General features: G+C 69.0%; 22 protein-coding genes. 21 read left to right on the plus strand and 1 reads right to left on the minus strand.

Annotated elements, in window-relative coordinates:
- Window positions 1-19: 19 nt before the first annotated feature.
- From MC380_RS12170 to MC380_RS12220, 11 genes are all read left to right on the plus strand, one after another.
- The gene (locus MC380_RS12170; protein ID WP_242101630.1) at window positions 20-772 is read left to right on the plus strand and encodes a helix-turn-helix domain-containing protein; all 753 of its coding nucleotides are present in this window, start codon (window positions 20-22) and stop codon (window positions 770-772) included.
- Window positions 773-966: 194 nt separating this feature from the next.
- Window positions 967-3,294 carry a nitric-oxide reductase large subunit gene (locus MC380_RS12175; protein ID WP_242165062.1) on the plus strand — a complete coding sequence of 776 codons (2,328 nt, stop codon included), beginning with the start codon at window positions 967-969 and terminating at the stop codon, window positions 3,292-3,294.
- A gap of 56 nt (window positions 3,295-3,350) precedes the next feature.
- Window positions 3,351-3,590, plus strand: a complete 240-nt coding sequence (locus MC380_RS12180) for a hypothetical protein (RefSeq protein ID WP_242165064.1) — start codon at window positions 3,351-3,353, stop codon at window positions 3,588-3,590.
- 3 nt (window positions 3,591-3,593) lie between these two features.
- Entirely contained in the window at window positions 3,594-4,805 is a 1,212-nt protein-coding gene (locus tag MC380_RS12185) for an NnrS family protein (protein ID WP_242165066.1), read from the plus strand.
- Window positions 4,802-5,203, plus strand: a complete 402-nt coding sequence (locus tag MC380_RS12190; protein WP_242165068.1) for a SirB2 family protein — start codon at window positions 4,802-4,804, stop codon at window positions 5,201-5,203. The genes MC380_RS12185 and MC380_RS12190 overlap by 4 nt, the downstream gene beginning before the upstream one ends.
- A gap of 387 nt (window positions 5,204-5,590) precedes the next feature.
- Window positions 5,591-7,525 (plus strand): pyridoxal-dependent decarboxylase, encoded by a 1,935-nt coding sequence (locus tag MC380_RS12195; protein ID WP_242165070.1) that lies wholly within the window; start codon window positions 5,591-5,593, stop codon window positions 7,523-7,525.
- A gap of 65 nt (window positions 7,526-7,590) precedes the next feature.
- Window positions 7,591-8,631, plus strand: a complete 1,041-nt coding sequence (locus MC380_RS12200) for a PLP-dependent cysteine synthase family protein (RefSeq protein ID WP_242165355.1) — start codon at window positions 7,591-7,593, stop codon at window positions 8,629-8,631.
- A gap of 221 nt (window positions 8,632-8,852) precedes the next feature.
- Complete coding sequence (locus MC380_RS12205) at window positions 8,853-9,005, plus strand: hypothetical protein (protein ID WP_242101636.1); 153 nt, start codon at window positions 8,853-8,855, stop codon at window positions 9,003-9,005.
- A gap of 17 nt (window positions 9,006-9,022) precedes the next feature.
- Window positions 9,023-10,552, plus strand: coding sequence for a copper-containing nitrite reductase (gene nirK / locus MC380_RS12210; protein WP_242165072.1), 1,530 nt, complete (start codon window positions 9,023-9,025; stop codon window positions 10,550-10,552).
- Window positions 10,553-10,554: 2 nt separating this feature from the next.
- On the plus strand, window positions 10,555-11,331 hold the full coding sequence (locus MC380_RS12215) for a formylglycine-generating enzyme family protein (RefSeq protein ID WP_242165074.1): 777 nt from the start codon (window positions 10,555-10,557) through the stop codon (window positions 11,329-11,331).
- Window positions 11,328-11,915: an SCO family protein gene (locus MC380_RS12220; protein WP_242165076.1), complete on the plus strand. Its 588-nt coding sequence runs from the start codon at window positions 11,328-11,330 to the stop codon at window positions 11,913-11,915. Before MC380_RS12215 ends, MC380_RS12220 begins: the two co-directional genes overlap by 4 nt.
- An 18-nt stretch (window positions 11,916-11,933) precedes the next feature.
- On the opposite strand, the gene MC380_RS12225 is transcribed toward MC380_RS12220, so the two are convergent.
- Complete coding sequence (locus tag MC380_RS12225; RefSeq protein WP_242165078.1) at window positions 11,934-13,169, minus strand: DUF4010 domain-containing protein; 1,236 nt, start codon at window positions 13,167-13,169, stop codon at window positions 11,934-11,936.
- Window positions 13,170-13,315: 146 nt separating this feature from the next.
- Between MC380_RS12225 and ccoN the strand changes: the two genes are divergently transcribed.
- Genes ccoN through MC380_RS12275 form a run of 10 tightly spaced genes read left to right on the plus strand, consistent with a single transcriptional unit; the run spans window position 13,316 to window position 22,398 of the window.
- Window positions 13,316-14,815 carry a cytochrome-c oxidase, cbb3-type subunit I gene (ccoN, locus tag MC380_RS12230; protein WP_277929949.1) on the plus strand — a complete coding sequence of 500 codons (1,500 nt, stop codon included), beginning with the start codon at window positions 13,316-13,318 and terminating at the stop codon, window positions 14,813-14,815.
- 9 nt (window positions 14,816-14,824) lie between these two features.
- Entirely contained in the window at window positions 14,825-15,457 is a 633-nt protein-coding gene (gene ccoO, locus MC380_RS12235) for a cytochrome-c oxidase, cbb3-type subunit II (protein WP_242101641.1), read from the plus strand.
- Between the two features lie 3 nt (window positions 15,458-15,460).
- Window positions 15,461-15,601 (plus strand): cbb3-type cytochrome c oxidase subunit 3, encoded by a 141-nt coding sequence (locus tag MC380_RS12240; protein ID WP_242101642.1) that lies wholly within the window; start codon window positions 15,461-15,463, stop codon window positions 15,599-15,601.
- Window positions 15,601-16,548, plus strand: coding sequence for a cytochrome-c oxidase, cbb3-type subunit III (gene ccoP / locus MC380_RS12245; RefSeq protein WP_242165080.1), 948 nt, complete (start codon window positions 15,601-15,603; stop codon window positions 16,546-16,548). The genes MC380_RS12240 and ccoP overlap by 1 nt, the downstream gene beginning before the upstream one ends.
- A 16-nt stretch (window positions 16,549-16,564) precedes the next feature.
- Complete coding sequence (locus MC380_RS12250) at window positions 16,565-16,888, plus strand: hypothetical protein (protein ID WP_242165082.1); 324 nt, start codon at window positions 16,565-16,567, stop codon at window positions 16,886-16,888.
- Between the two features lie 31 nt (window positions 16,889-16,919).
- Window positions 16,920-18,473: a 4Fe-4S dicluster domain-containing protein gene (locus MC380_RS12255; RefSeq protein ID WP_242165084.1), complete on the plus strand. Its 1,554-nt coding sequence runs from the start codon at window positions 16,920-16,922 to the stop codon at window positions 18,471-18,473.
- Entirely contained in the window at window positions 18,470-19,027 is a 558-nt protein-coding gene (locus tag MC380_RS12260; RefSeq protein ID WP_242165086.1) for a FixH family protein, read from the plus strand. Before MC380_RS12255 ends, MC380_RS12260 begins: the two co-directional genes overlap by 4 nt.
- A 2-nt stretch (window positions 19,028-19,029) precedes the next feature.
- The gene (locus MC380_RS12265; RefSeq protein WP_242165087.1) at window positions 19,030-21,510 is read left to right on the plus strand and encodes a heavy metal translocating P-type ATPase; all 2,481 of its coding nucleotides are present in this window, start codon (window positions 19,030-19,032) and stop codon (window positions 21,508-21,510) included.
- On the plus strand, window positions 21,507-21,686 hold the full coding sequence (ccoS, locus tag MC380_RS12270; protein ID WP_242101648.1) for a cbb3-type cytochrome oxidase assembly protein CcoS: 180 nt from the start codon (window positions 21,507-21,509) through the stop codon (window positions 21,684-21,686). The genes MC380_RS12265 and ccoS overlap by 4 nt, the downstream gene beginning before the upstream one ends.
- A complete protein-coding gene (locus MC380_RS12275; RefSeq protein WP_242165089.1) occupies window positions 21,676-22,398 on the plus strand; it encodes a sulfite exporter TauE/SafE family protein in 723 nt (240 codons plus the stop codon). The genes ccoS and MC380_RS12275 overlap by 11 nt, the downstream gene beginning before the upstream one ends.
- Window positions 22,399-22,415: the final 17 nt, after the last annotated feature.

A 22,415-nucleotide genomic window follows, 5' to 3' on the forward strand; every position in this document is an offset into this window, starting at 1 on the left:
GCCGACCCAGGAGCGTTGCTTGAACGACGCGGCGTTCCCGCGGAACGACTCGCGCACGCTGGCCGACGACGGCGACGCCCTGCACTTCTGTTCCACCTGCGCGTTCTCGCAGGCATGCCTGGCCGAAGGCATGGACAAGCGATCGCTGATGGACCTGCATGTGCTGGTCGAACACGTGGGTCCGTTCCATGCGGGCGAACACATCTTCCGTGAAGGTGATCCGTTCGAAGCGATCGCCGCGGTGCGCGCGGGCACAGTGAAGACCTATGTGATCGATCGCGACGGGCGCGAACACGTGCTCGGCTTCCATTTGCCGGGCGAGGTGATCGGCCTGAATGCGATCGATGGCGAGCACTATCCGTGCAATGCGATCGCGCTCGACACGGTGATGCTGTGCCGCTTCTCGTTCCCGAAGATCGCGGTGCTGGCGACACGCCTGCCCGGCCTGCAGCGACAGCTGTTCCGCCTGTTGAGCCGCGACATCGGCCGCGCAGCGCTGCTGGCGGGCGACTGGTCCGCCGACCAGCGCATGGCCGCCTTCCTGATCGGGCTGTCGCGCAGGCTGTCGGCACGCGGCTTCTCTCCCAACCGCTTCCAGCTGACGATGGCGCGCACCGACATCGCCAATTACCTGCGTCTGGCACCGGAAACGGTCAGCCGCGTGTTGCGCCGACTCCAGGAAGACGGACTGCTGCAGGTGGACCGGCGCGAGCTGCAGATCCTGCAGCGCGAGCAGCTCGAGGCGCTGGCGGGGCCGGTTCTACGAGACTGACCTGCGCGACTGACCTACTACGACGGCATGCGTACTTGACGTGCGTCACCGATCCGCACGATTGACCCGCAGCCGCCTTCCTCGACACGGCCGTTTTACACGGCTCGATGCACGGTCGAGGCACGCTTGATTTGCGTCAAGGCACCCGTCTACACGCGGACCGACCATACGCAGGACGCAATAGGAGTACCGACATGAGCAATACCAGGAAGCTTTGGCTTGGCTTGGGGGCCTTGCTCGTCATCTCGTTCGGGGTGCTGCTGTGGGCCGGAGGCGAGATCTTCCGCGCCGCGCCGCCCATGCCCGAACGCGTGGTGAGCGAGAGCGGCCAGCTGGTCTATACCCGTGCCGACATCGAGCGCGGCCGCCAGGTCTGGCAGTCGATGGGCGGCATGCAGCTGGGCTCGATCTGGGGCCACGGCGGCTACGTCGCCCCGGACTGGAGCGCGGACTGGCTGCATCGCGAGGCGGTCGGCGTGCTGGACCTGTGGGCGCGCAGCGAAGGCGCACCGACCTATGCGCAACTGCCGGAGGAGCGGCAGGCCGCATTGCGCGGGCGCCTGAAGCAGGTCATGCGGACCAATACCTACGATGCGGACACCGGCACGATCACGCTGCCGCAGGACCGCGTCGCCGCGCTGTCGAACGTGGCCGCGCACTACGAAAGCCTGTTCGGCAACGATCCGGCCACCGCCGAGCTTCGCGAAGCCTACGCGATGAAGAACAACACCGTTCCCGACGCCGACCACCGGCGCGCGCTGACCGGCTTCTTCTGGTGGACGGCATGGGCCGCCGGCACCGAGCGCCCGCACGAAGCGGGCGATGCACTGGTGCCGGACAAGACCGGCGAATCCGACAACCAGGTGACCTACACGAACAACTGGCCCAGCGAGCCGCTGATCGGCAACACGCCGCCGGCACCGCTGTGGCTGTGGTCGGCCTTCAGCGTGCTGTTCCTGCTCGCGGGCATCGCCCTGCTTGGTTGGCATCACGCGCGTGCGCATGCCGCCGGCGAGCCACCGCACCAGATCCCGGCGAGCGACCCGATGGCCACCCTGCGGGTGACGCCGTCGATGCGCGCCACTGCGAAATACTTCTGGGTGGTGCTGGCGCTGTTCCTGGTGCAGATCCTGCTGGGCGCGATCACCGCGCACTACCAGGTCGAAGGCCAGAAGGCCTACGGCTTCATGCTCTCCGACGTGCTGCCCTACTCGATCACGCGCACCTGGCATACCCAGCTGGCGGTGCTGTGGATCGCGGTGGCATGGCTGGGCACGGGCCTGTACATCGCACCGGCCATGTCCGGGCACGAACCGAAGTTCCAGCGACTCGGCGTCAATTTCCTGTGGGTCTGCCTGCTGGTGATCGTGGTCGGCTCGTTCGCCGGACAGTGGCTGGCGGTGATGCAGAAGCTCGGCCTGGAACACAACTTCTGGTTCGGGCACCAGGGCTGGGAATACGCCGACATGGGTCGGTTCTGGCAATGGTTCCTGTTCATCGGTTTGTTGCTGTGGCTGACCCTGGTCGGCCGCGCGCTGTGGCCGGTTCTGCGCGGTCCGCAGACCGATACCAAGACGATCGTCGGCCTGCTGTTCCTGTCCACGGTGTGCATCGGCCTGTTCTTCGCCGCGGCGCTGATGTGGGGCGAGCACACCCACATCTCCGAGGTCGAGTACTGGCGCTGGTGGCTGGTGCATCTGTGGGTGGAGGGCTTCTTCGAGGTGTTCGCAACCGCGGTGATGGCATTGATCTTCACCCGCCTGGGGCTGATCGAAACCAAGACGGCCTCGGTCGCGGTGCTGTTCGCCACGATCGTGTTCATGGCCGGCGGCGTGCTGGGTACGCTGCACCACCTGTATTTCGTCGGCACACCGACCGCGGTGGTGGCGCTGGGCGCGAGCTTCAGCGCGCTGGAGGTGGTACCGCTGGCCTATATCGGCTTCGAGGCCTATCACACCTACAAGCTGGGCAAGGCCACGCCCTGGATGGTGCGCTACCGCTGGCCGATCCTGTTCTTCATCTCGGTGTCGTTCTGGAACCTGGTCGGCGCGGGCCTGTTCGGCTTCCTGATCAATCCGCCGCTGTCGCTGTACTTCATGCAGGGCCTGAACCTGACCCCGCTGCATGGCCATACCGCGCTGTTCGGCGTGTACGGCATGCTCGGCATCGCGCTGGTGCTGTTCTGCATGCGCGGGTTGCGTGGACAGATGCTGTGGGACACCCGCGCGCTGAAGGTAGCGTTCTGGTCGTTCAACATCGGCCTGGCGATGATGGCGCTGCTGACCCTGCTGCCGCTGGGGACGATGCAGCTGCTGGCCGCGATCGAGCACGGCTACTACTACGCGCGCTCGGCGGAATTCATGCAGAAGCCGATCGTCGACATGCTCATCTGGATGCGCGTGCCGGGCGATACCGTGTTCAGCGTGGGCGCGTTGGCGCTGGCCTGGTTCATGCTGCGGCTGTGGGTGGCGCCCCGGCGCGATCCGGCGCTCGCAGGCCAGACCGAAGGCATCGAACGCTGAACCTGACGACGGCCCGGCGCCGCCGGGCCGCTCCCCACCCACACGGGCCAAAGACCATGCAATTCACCCTACGTATCCACGGCGAGGCGCCGGACCTCGCGGCGATCTCGCGCGAACTGGCCACGCTCGATCCGGCCGCACTGGTCGATATCGACGCACGCGGGCAGGCCGTGCGCATCGCCACCTCCGCAACCGAAGCCGAGCTGCGCAGCAGCCTGCGGCGGGCCGGCATGCCCGCAGCGCCGCACGATCTCATCCAGCTTCCGTCGGAATGCTGCGGCGGTTGCGGCGGCTGACGGGTGGCGTCTTCGGTCTCACCGCGCCTGCTGGCGCAGGCACCGCACCGGCTGATGTTCTTCGTCGGCGCCAGCAACGTGCTGCTGGCGATGCTGTGGTGGGCGGCCTGGCTGGTATCGGTACGGTGGCCGCAGTTCCAGATGCCGCAGCCGCAGCCCTATGCGGGTTGGCTGCATGCGTTCGTGATGCAGTACCAGGTGCTGGCGAGCTTCATCTTCGGTTTCCTGCTGACGGTCTTTCCGCGCTGGATGGGCCTGCCCGAATTCGAGCGCTGGCGCTACGTGCCGGTGGGTCTGGGGCTGTTCGGCGGGCAGCTGGCAACGCTGCTGGGCGCGATGGGTTGGGAGGCCGGCATCACGGTCGGGCTGCTGCTGACCCTGGCCGGATGGATCGCCGTGCTGGCGACGCTCGCACCGCTGCTGTGGCGGGAAACCGGCACCACCTGGCACGCACGCTCGTGCTTCGCGGCGCTGGCGCTCGGCCTGTTCGGGCTGCTCGCCTGGATCGCGTTCGTGCTGGGCGCTGCGCCGATCTGGGCCTTCGCGGCCATCAAGATCGGCAGCTTCGGGCTGCTGCTGCCGGTGTACTTCACCGTCGCGCACCGCATGTTCCCGTTCTTCGCCGGTAGCGCGGTGCCTGGCTACGTGGCATGGAGGCCATTGTGGCTTCTCGCCGGGTTCTGGACACTGGCCCTGCTGCATCTGGTGCTCGAAATCGCGCACGCCTACACCTGGCTCTGGGTCGCCGACGTCCCACTGTTCGTGCTGCTGTTGACCGTGCTGTGGCGCTGGTGGCCGCGCGGACCGGCGCCGGGCATCCTGACCGTGCTGTTCCTGGGCCTGACCTGGCTACCGCTGGCCTTCGCGCTGTACGCCTTCCAGAGCATCGCCTATCAATTGACGGGCGAGTTCCTGCTCGGGCGCGCGCCGGCGCATGCGCTGTTCGTCGGCTTCTTCGGCAGCATCCTCGTGGCGATGGTCACGCGGGTCACGCAGGGACATTCCGGCCGCAAGCTGGTCATGCCGGCGGCGGCGTGGTTCGCATTCGTCGCGATCCAGCTGGTGGCGGTGATGCGGGTGTTCGCCGAAGTGATGCCGGACGGCATGGCCTGGCAGGCGGCCGCGGCGATCGGCTGGGTGGTGGCGCTGACGCCGTGGCTGATCCGCATCGGGCGGATCTATCTCTCGCCACGCCTGGACGGGAAGCCGGGATGATCGAGTTCTATCCGCAGATCAAGCAGTTCCACATCATCGTCGCGCTGCTCAGCGGCGCGTTGTTCTCCCTGCGCGGCGCGTTTGTGCTGGGCGGCGCACGCTGGCCAATGGCATTGCCGGTGAAGTGGCTCAGCTACGCCATCGACACCGCACTGCTCACGGCGGCGCTGATGCTGCTCACCATCCTGCCCGGCGCGATGTTCGCCAACGGCTGGCTGACGGTGAAGGTGACCCTGATCGTGGTGTACGTGGCGCTGGGTGTGTTCGCGCTGCGGCGGGGTCGTACCCGGCGCATGCGTGCGCTTTGCTATGTGCTGGCGCTCATGGTGTTCGGGACGATCTACAGCATCGCCCGCGCCCATCACCCGATGGGGATCCTGCTGCGCCTGTCCGGCTGAGCGTAGGCGCAGTCCTCCGCGCATCCGCATCCGTCCGTCGACCCGGTGCTGGCCGCACAGCCGGCACCGCTGTCCAGGCCTGCCGCGTCCAGGGCTTCGAGCAGGCGCCCCGCACACTGCGGGCAGCACTCGAGTTCGGTCATTTCCGCCCGCATTGCGCACATCGCCGCGTCTCCTCCAGTTTCGATGCCCTACCGTGCACGCGTCGAGGCGGCACGGCCCTGATCCTGGTCAAGCACGCGGCCGCACAGCGCTCCTGCCCCAAGGCGCGCATCTGACTCAGATCAATGCTCCGGGGCGGCGGGTGCCGGAGCATGGCGGCATTCGGACGCATCGTCCGCAACCGTCGTCCGGAACCGCCATGCGCGCTCCGACGGAGCCACGCACATGAGCACCGGCCAGGTTCCACTCGACCGCCACGCACTCGATGCGTGCTTCCTGGGCCCCTACGGCGAGAACGACACACTGCTGGAAAAGCTGGTGATCGAGTTCCTGCGCGACCACGTCTACTGGCGGCGCAACTTCCATCCCGAGGATCCGCCTGCGATCCCCACCCGCGCCACCCAGCATCCGTCGTACCAGGCGTTCGAGGCGCGCATGCGCCGGGAGCTGCATGCGCTGTCGGCGGCGCTGAAGAAGTCGGTGCCGTTCCACAGCCCGCGCTACATCGGGCACATGGCCTCCGACCTGCTGCTGCCGGGGCTGGTGGCGCAGATGCTGACCCTGCCGTACAACCCGAACAACGTCAGCGAGGACGCCGCGCCCGTCACGGTCGAGATGGAAGTGCGGGCCGGGCTGCAACTGGCACGCATGTTCGGCTACGTCGATGACCCGACCCGCCCGGACTGCGCCTTCGGCCACCTCACCTCCGGCGGCACGCTCGCGAACTACCAGGCGCTGCGGCTGGCGCTGGCGTTGAAGGCGTTTCCGGTCGCACTGCGCGCCGCGCGGGTGCCACTGGAACTGCCGGACGACGACTGGGCGGCGTTCAATCTAGGCCGCGATGGCGCGATCGCATTGCTCGATCGCTGGCATGCATGGCTGGGCACCCTCGCGCCGCGCGAGCGAAGACTGTGGCAGACCCTCGTGCAGGCCGAACGCCTGGAGCATCTGGGCCTGGTCGACTTCTTCGCCCGCCGCCCCCGGCTGCAAGCCCCCAAGGTGCTGGCCCCGGTCACCGCGCACTACTCCTGGAGCAAGGGCATGAAGCTGCTCGGCCTGGGACGGGCGCAGCTGGAACTGCTACCCGAGTGCGGCATGCGCCTGGATATCGACGCACTGCACGACGCGCTCGAACGCTGCCTGCGCGAGCGCCAGCCCGTGCTGCTGGCGGTCGCCGTGCTCGGCACCACCGAATACGGCACCGTCGATCCGGTCGATGGCGTCGTTGCCGCACGTGCGGCGATGCAGGCGCATGGCCTGGGCTTCGGCGTGCACGTCGACGCCGCCTGGGGCGGATATCTGGCGACCCTGTTCCGCAATCCGGACGGCAGCCTGCGCACGCGCGACGAAGTCGGCGCCGGCTTCGCCCGTTTCCCGCAGCCCGAAGTGCATGCCGCCTTCGCCGCACTGGGCGCAACCGACTCGATCACCGTCGATCCGCACAAGCTCGGCTACTTGCCCTACGGGGCCGGCGCGTTCGTTTGTCGCGACCAGCGCGCGATGGCACTGCTGGCCGAGGAAGCCGACTACGTGTTCGACGGCGCGGCGGCGCCCGATTACATGGCGCGCTACCGACGCCTGGGCCAGTTCATCCCGGAAGGTTCCAAGTCCGGCGCCGCAGCCGCCGCGGTGTATGTCATGCACCAGGTGCTTCCTCTGGATCATCTGAACTTCGGCCAGTTGCCGCGGCAGACGGTGCTCGCGGCCGAGGCCTTCGCCGATCGCGCCCAGGTCTTCGCCACGGAAGTCGCGGACGTGGCCCACGCCTGCGTCCCTTTCGCGCCGGACAGCAACCTGGTGTGCCTGGCGCTCAATCCGGCAGGCAATCGCGATGCGGGCGCCGCCAGCGCCTTCGTGCGCCGGCTGCACGAAGAGCTGCGCTGCGATCCACGGCAACCGCTGCAGCTGAAGGAGTTCTTCGGTTCGATCACTACCCTGCGCGCCGAGGCCATGGGTGAGGATGAGCTGGCGCGCATCGCGACCACGCTCGGCCTCGACTCCAGCGGGTTCGACGGAGAGCGTCTGGTGATCCTGCGCCACACGCTGATGAATCCGTACCTGCTCGATGGCGAGAACGGCATCAGCTACATCGACCGCTATTTCGAGTTCCTGGCGACGCGCGTACGCGCGTTACTGGCACCCGCGGTGCGCGCGGCGTGAGCGCAACGGCGATCGATGCGTCGATCCGCGGCGGCGATGCGGCGCGCGACTGGACGCTTGCGGCGCTGGCCACGTTGCGCCAGGAAGCCGCGCGCTCTGCCGACACCCACCTGCTGCGGCTGGACTTCCCCGGATTCCCCGGCATCGCCTTCTACTTCAAGGACGAAGCCTCGCATCCCACCGGCAGCCTCAAGCATCGTCTCGCGCGGTCGCTGTTCCTGTACGCGCTGTGCAACGGCCGGCTGCATGAAGGCCAGAGGGTGGTCGATGCCTCCTCCGGCAGCACCGCCATCTCCGAAGCCTGGTTCGCGCGCCTGCTCGGCCTGCCGTTCGTGGCGGTGATGCCGGCCTGTACCGCACCGCGCAAGATCGCGGACGTCGAAGCACTGGGCGGCACCTGCGATCTGGTCGGCGATCCCGCCCAGGTGCACGCGCGCGCAGCGTGGCACGCCGCGCGCGGCGCCTGCCACCTGGACCAGTTCGGCCTGGCCGAGCGCGCCACCGACTGGCGCGGCAACAACAACATCGCCGAATCGATCGTCGGGCAGATGGCGCAGGAGCCCGCCCCGGAACCTGCATGGATCGTCTGCGGAGCGGGCACCGGCGGCACGTCGGCGACGATCGGGCGTTACCTGCGCTACCGCGGGCTGCGCACGCGGCTGTGCGTAGCCGACCCCACCGGCAGCGGCTTCGCCAACGGCTGGCGCACGCGCGATCGCGCTGCAACCGCAACCGGGTGCACGCTGATCGAAGGCATCGGCCGGCCGTGCGTCGAACCCGGATTCGTGTTCGAAGTGGTGGACGCCGTGGTCGAGGTGCCGGACGAACATTCGATCGCCGCGGCATGGCTGCTCGAAGACCTGTTCGGGCGCCGCTACGGCGGATCGTCCGGCACCAACCTGATCGCATGCCTGCAGCTCGCGGCCGCGATGCGGGCGCGCGGCGAGCATGGCAGCATCGTCAGCCTGCTGTGCGACCGCGGGGAGCGTTACGAGGGCACGTTGTTCGATCCGGCATGGCTGCGCGGGCGTGGGGTCGATCCGTCCGGCGCGCTCCAGCATTTGCGCGCGTGCCTGCGCAGCGGCGAGCCGCCGTTGTCCGCATAAGCAGGTGGGGCGCGGCGGCCGTCCTGACCGGTACCCGCATTGGGGCCCGCCCGTTGGATCCAGGCATGGGCAACCCCGCTGCTCTTGACGCGGATCAACCGCCAGGCGCGCCGGCCGGCTCGTTCGCATGCGGTTGACCCAGATCACGTCGGTCGCGATTGCGGGGGCTCAGACTGCGCGACATTGAAAGTCCGTCCATGCTGCAGCGCCAGGAACCCACAATGAAAGCCGTCACTCCACACCAACGCCTGCTCATCACCGCCGTGCTCGCGGCCGTGCTGGCCGCCGTGATCACCGTGCATGCCGGAACCTCCGGCAGCACTCCTCCACTCGTCGCGGGCGCGCAATCCGCGGGGATGTCCGTCCCGTTCTGAACGCAAGGGAGTTGGCAATGAAAGCTGTGATCGGGAATCCTCGTTCGTTGTTCCTCGCCGCCGCACTTGCTGCGTTGGCCCTTGCCGGTTGCGACCGTCAACCGGGCGAGACGGCCACGGCAGCCACATCGCCGGCTGCCGATTCCGGCGGCTCGCAAAAGGGCGATTTCGGTCCGCCACAGGGCCCGGAGATCAAGGCCGTGGTCACCAGCCCGCCGATGGTCCCACCTGCAACCGGCCGCAAGGCGCCGGCCAAGGTCATCGTCCAGCTCGATGTGGTCGAAAAGGACATGGCGATTTCCGAGGGCGTCACCTACACCTTCTGGACGTTCGGCGGCACGGTGCCGGGCAGTTTTATCCGCGTACGCCAGGGCGACACGGTGGTGTTCCATCTGCGCAACATGCCCGACAGCAAGATGCCCCATAACATCGACCTGCACGGCGTTACCGGCCCGGGCGGCGGCGCGGCATCCAGCTTCACTGCGCCCGGCCACGTCAGCCGCTTCACGTTCAAGGCGCTCAACGCCGGCCTGTACGTCTACCACTGCGCGACCGCGCCGGTCGGCATGCACGTGGCCAACGGCATGTACGGTCTGATCCTGGTCGAGCCGCCGGAAGGCATGCCGCCGGTCGACAAGGAGTACTACGTGATGCAGGGCGACTTCTACACCACGGGCAAGTACCGCGAGAAAGGCCACCAGCCCTTCGACATGGAGAAGGCGATCGAGGAGCACCCGACCTACGTGCTGTTCAACGGCCAGGAAGGCTCGCTGACGGGCGACAAGGCGCTCAAGGCCAAGGTCGGCGAGACGGTGCGCCTGTACGTGGGCAACGGGGGACCGAACCTGGTGTCGAGCTTCCACGTGATCGGCGAGATCTTCGACAAGGTCTGGTTCGAGGGCGGGACGCGCTTCCAGGAGAACGTGCAGACCACCCTGATCCCCGCCGGCGGCGCAGCGATCATGGACTTCCACCTCGAGGTCCCGGGCAGCTATGTGCTGGTCGACCACTCGATCTTCCGCGCCTTCAACAAGGGCGCGCTTGCGATCCTCAAGGCCGACGGCCCGGAGAACAAGGCCATCTACTCGGGCAAGGAGGTCGATGCCGTGTACATCGGCGATCGCGCGCAGCCGAACATGGAGGCGGTGGCGACCGCCGCCGCGGCCGCAAAGACCGGCGAGCTGACCGTGGAAGAGCAGATCGACGCCGGCAAGGCGCTGTTCGCCGGCACCTGCTCCACATGCCACCAGCCGGAAGGCCAGGGCATGGAAGGCGTATTCCCGCCGCTGGCCAAGTCGGACTACATCGCCGCCGATCCCAAGCGCGTGCCCAATGCGATCCTGCACGGACTGGTCGGGCCGGTGACGGTCAACGGCAAGGACTACAACTCCAACATGCCGCCGATGAGCCAGCTCACCGACGACGAAGTGGCCAACATCTCCACCTACGTGCTCAACAGCTGGGGCAACCCGGGCGGCCGCGTGACCAAGGAAGAGGCCGCCGCGATCCGCGCGCAGAAGCCGGCCAACGCGTCCGAAGGCCACTAGCCATGCGTGCGGCCTGGCTTGCCCTGCTGATCGCGCTGCCCGTCGCCGGCCTTGCCGGCGACGTGGCCTCGCGTTACGCGGGCATGCCAGGCGGTCTGTTCCAGTCCGCACTGAGCTACGAGGATGCCAAGGACGGCGTGCGCGTCGCGCCGTTCGCGCTGATGCGCAGGCCGGTGACGAATGCGCAGTTCCTCGCCTTCGTGCGCAGGCATCCGCAATGGCGGCGCGACCGCGTCGCCGGGATCTTCGCCGAGCAGCGCTATCTCTCGCACTGGCTGTCCCCGGTCGAACTGGGCCCCAGGGCGCAGCCGCAACAGCCGGTGGTGTGGGTGAGCTGGTTCGCCGCCAATGCCTATTGCGAATCGCTCGACGCGCGCCTGCCGACGTGGTCGGAATGGGAATACGCAGCCGCGGCGGACGAAACCCGCACCGACGCGCGCCAGGACCCGGCCTGGCGCGCGCGCATCCTGTCCTGGTATTCGCGCCCGTCGAACACCGCGCTGCCGCGCGCCGGACTGCAGGCGCCCAATGCCTATGGCGTGCAGGACCTGCATGGCCTGGTATGGGAATGGACCGACGACTATTCCTCGCTGCTGGTCTCCGGCGACAACCGCGAGCAGGGCGATCCGGACACCATGAAGTTCTGCGGCGCCGGCGCGCTGTCGATGGACGACCGCGAGAACTACGCCGTCCTGATGCGGGTGGCGATGCTCTCGTCCCTGGAAGCCAGCCATGCGACCGCCAACCTCGGCTTCCGCTGCGCCAGGAGCGCGCCATGAATCTTCGAACCGTGTTGCTGACCGCGTGCGCCGGCATCGCGCTGACGCTGTCCCAGGTCGCACTCCCGGCGGCGCCTGCCGCCCTGCCCGCCGACTCGGTCTACCAGCTGCCGCTCAGGCTCACCGACCAGGCAGGGCGCAGTTACGACTGGTCGACGCGCCGCGGCAAGCCGCAGCTGGTCTCGATGTTCTACACGTCCTGCCAGTACATCTGCCCGTTGATCGTCGAGTCGGGCAAGGCGATGGAAAAACACCTGACTCCGGCGCAGCAGCGGAATCTGGGCATCCTGTTGCTGAGCATGGATCCCGAGCACGACACGCCCAAGGCGCTGCAGGCCGTGGTCGACAAGCGCCGCCTCGACACCGCGCGCTGGACGCTGGCATCGCCGCCGCCCGGCCAGGTGCGCGCGCTCGCCGGCGTGCTCGGCATCCGCTACCGCCAGCTCGCCGACGGCGAGTTCAACCACACCAGCGCGCTGGTCCTGCTCGATGCCAACGGCCGCATCCTCGCCCGCACCGAGCAGGTCGGAAGCCGGCCCGACCCGGAGTTCCTGGCCGCCGTGCGCAAGGCGACCGGCCCCTAGGGCCTGTCGATCCGGCACTCAGCCCCACCGCGCGGCCGCGGCAAAGGCCGCGACCATGCCCAGGATCCCGGGCATGAGCCGCAGTGCGTAGGCGCGTCCCCCGGTGAGGAAGGCCAGTACCAGTTTGCTCACCGAGTTGGCCAGCAGCGCGAGCGCGATGCCGGGCACCGCGGTGTGCGTGTCGATGCGCCCCACCGCGACCAGCTGCGCAGCCGAAGCCGCGGCGGCATGCGCGTCGGCCAGGCCGGACGCGGCCAGCGACCATTCCAGACCGGCATCGCCCAACCAGGCCAGCATGGCCGCCGACAGCAGCATCACCGCAGCGACCACGGCGACGAACACCAGCGCATGCCGGGGCTCGAACGCGCGCCCGGCCAGGCTGGTGCCCTGCGCGTCGACCTTGTGCGTCGCCCGCGCGGCCACCAGCGCGAAGCCAACGATCACCGCGCCGGCCGCGGCCAGCGGCAGCCACAGCGCCTGGAGCAGCGGTAGCGACAGGGCGCCGGCGATCACCGCCAGCTGCACGATCGTGCTCACGTTGGACACCACGCCCGCGCCAGCACAGGCGGTCGCGAGTTCCGGGTGTTCGCGCGCGCGCGTGCCCATGCTGGCGATCGTGGCGGTGCTCGAGGCGAAGCCACCCGCCAGTCCCGCCAGCAGCAGGCCGGTGCGTGCGCCGAATGCGCGCAGGGCGACGTGGCCGGCGGCATTGATCGCCATCACGATCACCGCCAGCAGCCACAGCTTGCGCAGGTTGAGCACCTGCCAGGGATCGATCGCGCGGTCCGGCAGCAGCGGCAGCACGATCGCGGCGGCGGCTGCGAGCAGCAGCGCATCGTGCAGTTCCTGTTCGGTCAGCACGGTCCGGGCGAAGCGGTGCACGCGCGACTTGGCCGAGAGCAGCAGCGTCACCGCCACGCCCAGCCCCGCGGCGAGCGCGACTTCGCGCATCGCCAGCACGCCCAGCAGGAACACCACCAGCATCGCCACTTCGGTGGTCAACCCCGGGTCCCGCGCCCGGCTGGCGCGATAGCTGGCCAGCGCGGCCAGGGCCGTGAACGCGCCCGCCACCGCGATGCCGACCCCACCCACGCGCTCGGCCACCGCACCGGCGAGCGCGATCAGACCGAAGGTGCGTACACCCGCAGCCCCGCGCGTAACGCCCTCACCCTTGCGCCGCTCGCGCTCGATCCCGACCAGCAGGCCGATACCCAGCGCGGCGGCCAGGCCGAAGAAGCTGTCGATGTCCGCCATGGCGGCAGCTTCGGCGACACGTCCAGGCAGCGCAAGCCACGATTGAACGGCAGCGCCTGCACTCCCAACGGGGCAGTTTGATCTGGATCAAGAAGCCCCGGGACCCCGCACCCAACACTACGCGGCGTCGAACCGAGCCCTTGCCCATGACTCCCAATGACGCGATTTCATCCGACCGCCTGAGCGGCACGACGCTGGGCGATGCACCACCGCCGGCCTTCGGCGCCTACAACGACAAGGTGGTGTTCCAGTTCACCATCGCCACGGTGGTCTGGGGCATCGTCGGCATGCTGGTGGGCGTGCTGATCGCGGCCCAGCTGTACTGGCCGACGCTGTTCGAGGGCATCCCCTGGCTCAGCTACGGGCGCCTGCGCCCACTGCACACCAATGCGGTGATCTTCGCTTTCGGCGGCAGCGCGCTGTTCGCCACCTCGCTGCACGTGGTCCAGCGCACCTGCCACGTGCGCCTGCTCAGCGACCGGCTCGCGGCATTCGTGTTCTGGGGCTGGCAGGCGGTGATCGTGGCGGCCGCCGTCACCCTGCCGATGGGCCTGACCCAGGGCAAGGAATACGCCGAGCTCGAATGGCCGGTCGACTACCTGATCACGGTCGTCTGGGTTTCCTACGCGGTGCTGTTCTTCGGCACCATCGCCAAGCGCCGGGTCAGGCACATCTACGTCGCCAACTGGTTCTACGGCAGCTACATCATCGCCGTGGCGCTGCTGCACATCGTCAACAACATCGCGATCCCGGCCGGATGGGGCAAGTCGTACCCGGTCTACAGCGGCGCGGTCGATGCGATGGTGCAGTGGTGGTACGGGCACAACGCGGTGGGCTTCTTCCTGACCGCCGGCTTCCTCGGGATGATGTATTACTTCGTGCCCAAGCAGGCAGGGCGCCCGATCTATTCCTACCGCCTGTCGATCGTGCACTTCTGGGCGCTGATCGCGGTGTACATGTGGGCCGGTCCGCACCACCTGCACTACACGGCTCTGCCGGACTGGGTGCAGTCGGTGGGCATGGTGTTCTCGCTGGTGCTGCTGGCACCGTCGTGGGGCGGCGCGCTCAACGGGATCATGACCCTCTCCGGGGTGTGGCACAAACTGCGCACCGACCCGATCCTGAAGTTCCTCATCGTCGCGATCAGCTTCTACATGATCGCCACCTTCGAGGGGCCGATGATGTCGATCAAGACGGTCAACTCGCTCTCCCACTACACCGACTGGACCGTGGGCCACGTGCATGCGGGCGCGCTCGGCTGGGTGGCGATGATCTCGATCGGCTCGATCTACGCGCTGCTGCCGCGCCTGCTGGGCCGCGAAGGCATGTACTCGAGCAAGTGGGTGGACTGGCACTTCTGGATCCACACGCTCGGCGTGGTGTTCTACATCGCCTCGATGTGGATCGCGGGCGTGATGCAGGGCCTCATGTGGCGCGCGACCAATGCCGACGGCACCCTGACCTACAGCTTCGTCGAGTCGCTCAACGCGACCTATCCCTACTACCTGGTGCGCTTCGGCGGCGGCGTGCTGGTGGTCGCCGGCATGCTGCTGATGGCGTGGAACACATGGAAGACCTGCGCCGCGGCGAGGGTGCCCCTGGGCCAGGCGGTGCTGCCCCCCGATCTGGCCGATGCGCGTGCCTGAGGAAGCGAGATGAGCGAGAACAAGACCAAGCCGAATCCGCACGAGAAGATCGAGAAGAACGTCGGCCTGATGGCGGGGCTGATCGCGATCGTGGTGGCCTTCGGCGGCCTGGCCGAGATCGTGCCGCTGATGCACCAGGCCGAGGCGATCGAACCGCTGCCCGGGGTGAAGCCCTACCCCGCGCTGCAGCTGGCCGGACGCGATGTCTACGTACGCGAGGGCTGCTACAACTGCCACTCGCAGATGGTGCGCACGCTGCGCTTCGAAACCGAACGCTACGGCCATTACTCGCTGGCGGGCGAATCGGTCTACGACCGTCCGTTCCAGTGGGGCTCCAAGCGCACCGGGCCGGACCTGGCGCGGGTGGGTGGGCGCTACTCCGACGACTGGCACCGCGTGCATCTGATCAATCCGCGCGACGTGGTGCCCGAATCGAACATGCCCTCGTTCCCGTGGCTCGCCGAGAACGGCCTCGACGGTCACCAGGTCACACGGCATATGCGCGCCCTGCAGCGATTGGGCGACCCCTACAGCGACGCCGAAATCGGTCGGGCGGCGCAGGACGTGGCCGGCAAGACCGAACTCGACGCCGTGGTCGCCTATCTGCAGGCGCTCGGCAAACAGGCACCGCGGGGAGACTGAGCCATGGTTTCGGGAATCGTCACGGCCACCTTGCTGGTGGTGTTCATCGCCGGATGGGCCTGGGCGTGGAGCCCGCGCCGGCGCCGCGACTTCGAGGAAGCGGCGCGCCTGCCGCTGGATGACGGCAACGGGGAGGATGCGTGATGAGCGGCGCCTGGTCCTGGTACGTGATCGCGCTGATCGTGCTCAACATCGGCGGCTGCGCATGGCTGCTGTGGTGGACGGCGAAGCGCCGCCCCGGGGATCCGCTTCCGGAAGACACCAGCCATGTGTGGGACGGCGATCTCACCGAATACAACAAGCCGTTGCCCAAGTGGTGGATCAACCTGTTCTGGATCACCATCGTGTTCGGGCTGGCCTACCTGGCCTGGTATCCGGGCTTCGGCGCTTTCGCCGGTTACGGACGCTGGTCGTCGCAGGCCGAACACGACAAGCAGAAGGCCGCCGACGATGCGAAGCTCGAATCCACCTTCGCACCGTACAAGGGCCGGCCGATCGACCAACTGGCCGGCGACCCGGCCGCACTGAAGCTCGGCCGCTCGATCTTCAACAACACCTGTGCGACCTGCCACGGCTCTTCGGCGCAGGGCGCGATCGGCTACCCCAACCTGGCCGACGATATCTGGCACTGGGGCAGCACCCCCGACGCGGTGCTCACCACGGTGCTGGACGGCCGCGAGGGCGTGATGCCCGAATGGGGCACGGTCCTCACCGGCATCGGCGGCGAAAACGCCGTCGACTACGTGGTGGCCTACGTACGTACGCTTTCGCAGCCACAGGGCTCGCTGCACAACGACTACATGGCCGCGCAGGGCAAGTCGCTGTACGAGGGCGTGTGCGTGGCCTGCCACGGCGTAGAGGGCAAGGGCAACCCGGCCATGGGCGCACCAGACCTGACCGACGACTACTGGATGTACGGGGACAGCAAGGAATCGCTGCACCAGACCGTGGCCACGGGCCGCCGTAGCTCGATGCCCGCGCATCGCGCCCTGCTCGGCGAAACCCGCGCGCGCCTGGCGGCGGCCTATGTCTGGTCGCTGTCGAAGGGCCAGGCTCGCGGCGCTGCGGGCGCGCAGCCGGGTGGCCGATGATGGACGCTGGGCGCGCATGAGCGCATCGATCCCGCCGCGCGTTCCGGAAGCTGCGCCCGTTGCCGCGCCCGGCTTCGACCATCCGCGCCGGCCGCTCGCGCAGCGGCTGGGCGCGATCCTGTGGCCGAGCTTCTTCGCCGCGGGCGTGGCGACCATGGTGTTCTTCGCCTTCGTCGATCCGCTGGCGCTGCGCGACCTGACCTTCCCCACGCTGCCGCTGACGCGCGGGCTGGGCTATACGGTCGGCTTCTTCATGTTCTGGCTGGCGACCGCGTCTTCCAGTCTGTTCACCTGGTGGCTGCTGCGGCCGGCGAGCCGCTTCAACCGCGCGCTGCGCTGAGCGCGGGTTTCGTGCCGAACTGGAAACACCGGTGACCAAGTCCATCGACATCGCATTGGCAGACGAGGCCGGCTCGTTCTACGTCAGCGAACGCAAGGTGTATCCGCGCGACGTGCACGGCCGCTTCGACCGCCTGCGCACGGCGGCGGTGATCTGGCTGCTGGGCATGTTCTACGCGTTTCCGTGGCTGCGCTGGGACGGCCGCCAGGCGGTGCTGTTCGACCTGCCGGCGCGCAAGTTCCACGTCTTCGGCCTGACCTTCTGGCCGCAGGATTTCCCGCTGCTGGCGCTGCTGCTGATCATCGCGGGCGTCTCGCTGTTCTTCTTCACCGCCCTGGCCGGACGGCTGTGGTGCGGGTATGCCTGCCCGCAGACGGTATGGACCGAGACCTTCCTGTGGATGGAACGCTGGACCGAAGGCGATCGCAACGCGCGCATGAAGCTGGACGCCGCGCCATGGTCGGCGCGCAAGCTGCTGCGCAAGGCGGCCAAGCACTCGCTGTGGGCGGTGTTCGCGCTGTGGACCGGCTTCACCTTCGTCGGTTTCTTCACTCCGATCACCGAACTCGGTGCGCGCCTGGTGCCGTTCGCCGGCTCTGGACCCGCGTGGAGCGGCTGGGAGACGTTCTGGGTCCTGTTCTACGCATTTGCGACCTGGGGCAATGCAGGCTTCCTGCGCGAGCAGGTGTGCAAGTACATGTGCCCGTACGCGCGCTTCCAGAGCGCGATGTTCGACCGCAATACCCTGCTGATCGCCTACGACCCGATGCGCGGCGAACCGCGTGGGCCGCGCAGGCGCGGACTGGGCGATGTGCTGCAGCGCGGGCGTGGCCTGCTCGACAAGATCACCGCTTACGACTACGTGTTCCGCGCGAGCCGTCACCCCAGCGCCGCGGATGCGCGCGCGCACGCCAAGGGTACGATCACCTTCGACCGGACCGAAGCCGAACCGCTGCCGGCCTTCACCAGCGAGCAGCTGGGCGACTGCATCGACTGCACCATCTGCGTGCAGGTGTGTCCGGTCGGCATCGACATCCGAAATGGCCTGCAGTACGAATGCATCGCCTGCGGCGCCTGCGTGGATGCCTGCGACGAGGTGATGGACAAGATGGGCTTCGCCCGCGGACTGGTCCGCTACACCACCCAGAACGCGCTCGACGGGGAACCGACCCGGGTCCTGCGCCCACGCGTCTTCATTTACGGGCTGCTGCTGCTGGCACTGCTGGGCGCGTTCGCCTGGGGCGTGGGCACGCGCACGCCGCTGATCGCCGAGGTCCTGCGCGATCGCAACGCGCTGTACCGCGAGACCGCCGGCGGCATCGAGAACAGTTACACGCTCAAGCTGGTGAACAAGACCGAACGCGCCCAGCGCTATCTGGTCGAGCTGCGCAGCGACGATGCCGGGCTCGCGCTCAAGCCGATGTCCGCGATCACCGTGCCCGCCGGCGATGTCGCTGCCGTGCCGCTCATCGTGACCGCGCCAGCCGGTGCTTCGGGCCGACACACCGTGCATTTCGACGTGCGCGCAGCCGATGGCAGCGCCAGCCAGGCGATCGAGAGCAGTTTCTTCGGACCCGTACGATGAGCCCCCGCATCCACCCAACTGCACCCGACTCCGGATCCGACCCCAAACCCGGCAAGCGCCCGGCGTGGCGCGAACCCATGGTCTGGCTGGTGGTCGCGATTCCGGTCGCGGCGATCGCCGCCACGATCACCATGCTGGTGGTGGCCTCGCGATCCTCGGGCACCAACGATGTCGTCGACGACACGGTCCGGCGCACCGCCCAGGTGCAGGTGGCCGACCTCGGGCCCGATGCCGTGGCGCGGCAGATGCGGCTGAGCGCGATCGTGCGCGCCGATACCCGCGGCACGGGCGCCGTCGAGGTGCTGCCGGTGCAGGGCGGTTTCGATCGCAGCGCCACCCTCGCGCTCACCCTGCACCATCCGTCGCAGGCCGGCCTCGACCGCAGCTTCGTGCTTGCGCCTACCGCCACCGGCTGGCGCGCGCAGGGCGCCGTGGACCTGTCGCACGACTGGAACATCCAGGTTGCGCCGCCCGACCGTCGCTGGCGACTGCAGGGGCGCTGGACGGCCCGGCAACGGGCGGCCTATCTGCAGCCTGCGATCGCCGGGAACTGAACGTGGCCACGATCTCCGCAACCGGAAGCCTGCTCGATGCGCGCGGCGCCGCGCTCGCCGCGCGGGTCTGCTTCCACTGCGGCGAGCCGCTGCCCCCCGCTGCGGCGCACGCACGCATCGACGGTGCCGAACGCGCCTTCTGTTGCGACGGCTGCGCCGCGGCGGCGCTATGGATCCGCGATGCGCAGCTGGGCGACTACTACCGCCTGCGCAGCGAACCGGGCATGCGCGTGTCCGCCGACGATGCCGGCCTTGAACTGTGGGATCGCGAGGAAATACTGGCCGCGCATGCGCGCGCGATCCCCGGCGGGTGCGAGCTGACCCTGCTTGCCGACGGCATGCGCTGCGCCGCCTGCGCCTGGCTCATCGATCGCGCGCTGGCGCGCGAACCCGGCGTGCTCGAAGCCAGCGCGAACGCGGTCACGGGGCGGATCCGCATCGCCTGGGATCCGGCGCGCACGCGACTGTCCGCGCCGCTGCGCCGGCTGATCGCGCTCGGTTACCAGCCGTACCTCGCCACCGGCGAGGCGCGCGAGCGCGCACGCCGCAGCGAGCGCAATCGCTGGCTGCTGCGCCTGGGAGTCGCGGGGCTGGGCGCGGTGCAGGCGATGATGTTCGCCGAGGCCCTGGTCTGGGGCGGGGCGTCCGCTGATTCAGCCGCGAACATGTCGCTGGCGATGCGCGACTTCCTGCGCTGGGTCACCTTCCTCGTGTCGACGCCGGTCGTGTTCTATGCGGGATGGCCATTCCTCGCTGGCGCGGCGCGCGAGCTTCGCCAGCGGCGCCTGGGCATGGACACGCTGATCGCCAGCTCCACCCTGTTCGCCTACTTCGCCAGCCTGATCGAAACGCTGCGTGGCGGTCCGCAGGTCTGGTACGACGCGGCGGTGATGTTCGTGTTCCTGCTGCTCGCCGCGCGCATGCTCGAGCAGCGGGTGCGTGGCATCGCCACCGCCCAGGTGGATGCCCTCGCCCGTGCGCGCCCCGTCTTCGCCACGCGCGAGCGCGCCGACGGCAGCCGCGAACAGGTGCCGCTGGAAATGCTTGCCGAAGGCGACATCGCCCGCATCGCGTCCGGCGAATCGGTACCGGCCGACGGCGTGCTGCTGGACTGCGAGGCCTGGTTCGAGGAAGCCCTGCTGACCGGCGAATCGCACGCGGTGCACAAGCGCGCCGGGGCGCCGGTATTCGCCGGGACGGTGTGCCGCGACCGGCCTGCCCGCATCCAGGTTAGCGCCACCGGCAGCGCCACCCGGCTATCGCAGCTCGCGCGCCTGGTCGAACAGGCGCAGGCGCATCGCCCGCCGTTGGCGCGGGCGGCGGATCGGATCGCGGCGTGGTTCGTGTTCGGGTTGATGCTGGCGGCCGTGGCGACCTATCTGGCATGGCGCGCCTACGATCCGTCGCGCGCGTTCGAAGTGACCCTGGCCCTGCTCGTGATCAGCTGCCCGTGCGCGCTGTCGCTGGCGATCCCCGCTGCGCTGGCCGCGGCCAACGGTGCGCTCGCCCGCCTGGGCGTGCTGCCGGTGCGTGCCGATGCGCTGGATCGGCTCGCGCGCGCCACCGATGTCGTCTTCGACAAGACCGGCACCCTGGGGGACGGCCGTCCGCAGATTGCGGAAATCGAGTCGTTCGGGCCTCTGCAGCGCGACCAGGCGCGGCGCATCGCCGCGGCGTTGGAGCGCGACAGCCGGCATCCGCTGGCGCGGACGTTCCTCGACGTGGACGGCGCGGCGCATGGCCTGGTCGCCAGCGAGGTCGTTGCCGTTGCCGGTCGCGGCATCGAAGGCCGGGTCGATGGCATCCACTGGCGCATCGGCACCGCGGGATTCGCCTGCGCTCGCCAGGACGATGGCGCGATCTGGCTCGGAGATGGCCACCAGGCGGCCGCCCGTTTCGTGGTGCGCGAGCGCGAGCGCGACGACGCCCGCGCGGCGCTGGCCGCCCTGCGCGGGGAAGGCCTCGATCTGCACCTGTCCAGCGGCGACGGGCACGCGGCCGTTGCCCGGATGGCCGCGCGCCTGGGGATCGACGCCGCGCACGCGCGGCAGACGCCCGAGACCAAGCTGGCCTACGTACGTGAGCTGCAGCGTCAGGGACGCGTGGTGGCGATGGTCGGCGATGGCATCAACGATGCGCCCGTGCTCGCGGGCGCGGATGTATCGATCGCCATGGGCGAAGGCGCGGCGCTGGCCCAAGGCACCGCCGATCTGGTCCTCGCCTCGCCCGCGCTGATGCGCCTTCCTGCCGCGATCGGCCTGGCACGGCGCACCCGGCAGATCGTGCGCCAGAACCTAGCGTGGGCGCTCGCCTACAACCTGCTCGCGCTGCCGCTGGCAGTGGCGGGTCTGGTGACGCCGTGGCTGGCCGCATTGGGCATGACGGCTTCTTCGCTCGTGGTGACGCTCAACGCACTGCGGCTCGCGCGCTCCACACGCTCCGACACCGTACCCACTGCCGCCCCTGCCCAGGTGCGCGCATGAATATTCTCCTGCTGCTGGTGCCGCTGAGCGTGCTGCTGCTGGCCGTGGCCGTGTGGGCATTCGCCTGGGCGGTGCGGCGCGGGCAGTTCGACGACCTCGATACGCCGGCGATCGATATCCTCGCCGACGACCGCGCGCCAACGCCGCCAGCCGCGGAGCACGCCGATGCCGATTGACTGGCTGGTGATCGGTGGCGCCCTGCTCAGCGGGCTGCTCGGTGGCGCGCACTGCGCGGCGATGTGCGGCGGCATCGCCACCGGCCTGTCGCTGCAGCAGCGCGGCGGCTGGTGGATGGCGCTGCAGCCCAATCTCGGCCGCATTGCCGGCTACGTCCTGGCCGGAGTCGCGGTGGGCGGGATCGGCCATGGCCTGCTCGATCTGGCCAGCCTGCCGCCGCTCACAACCGCGCTGCGCGCCGCGGTGGGCGCGGTGCTGATCGTGGCGGCGTTGCGCCTGCTCGATCGCCGCGGCCGGCTGTCCTTCCTCGGCGCCTCCGGCGGACGTCTCTGGCAGTGGCTGCGGCCACTGCAGCGACGTTTCCTGCCGGCCGATAACGTGGGCAAGCGCATCGCGCTGGGTGTGCTGTGGGGCTGGATGCCGTGCGGGCTCAGTACCACCCTGCTCGCAGCGGCCTGGCTGCAGGCCAGTGCGCTGCATGGCGGACTGACGATGGCCGCGTTCGGGTTGGGCACGCTGCCGGTGATGCTGCCGCTCACCTGGGCCGGGGCACGCGTGGGACAACGATTGCAGCGCGGTGGCTGGCGTACCGCAATGGGCCTGTGCGTGCTGTTCGCCGGCGTGCTGACCCTGGCCGCGCCGCTGCTGATGCAGACGCCCGCGCTGCACGGCGTGCTCGCGGCACTGGGCTGCCGCAGCCTGCCGGCATAAAGACCTCGAACAATCCG

Origin of the sequence: Lysobacter sp. M15 (genome assembly GCF_022662515.1) — a bacterium.
In the GTDB taxonomy this organism is placed as follows: Bacteria; Pseudomonadota; Gammaproteobacteria; order Xanthomonadales; family Xanthomonadaceae; genus JAKPBU01.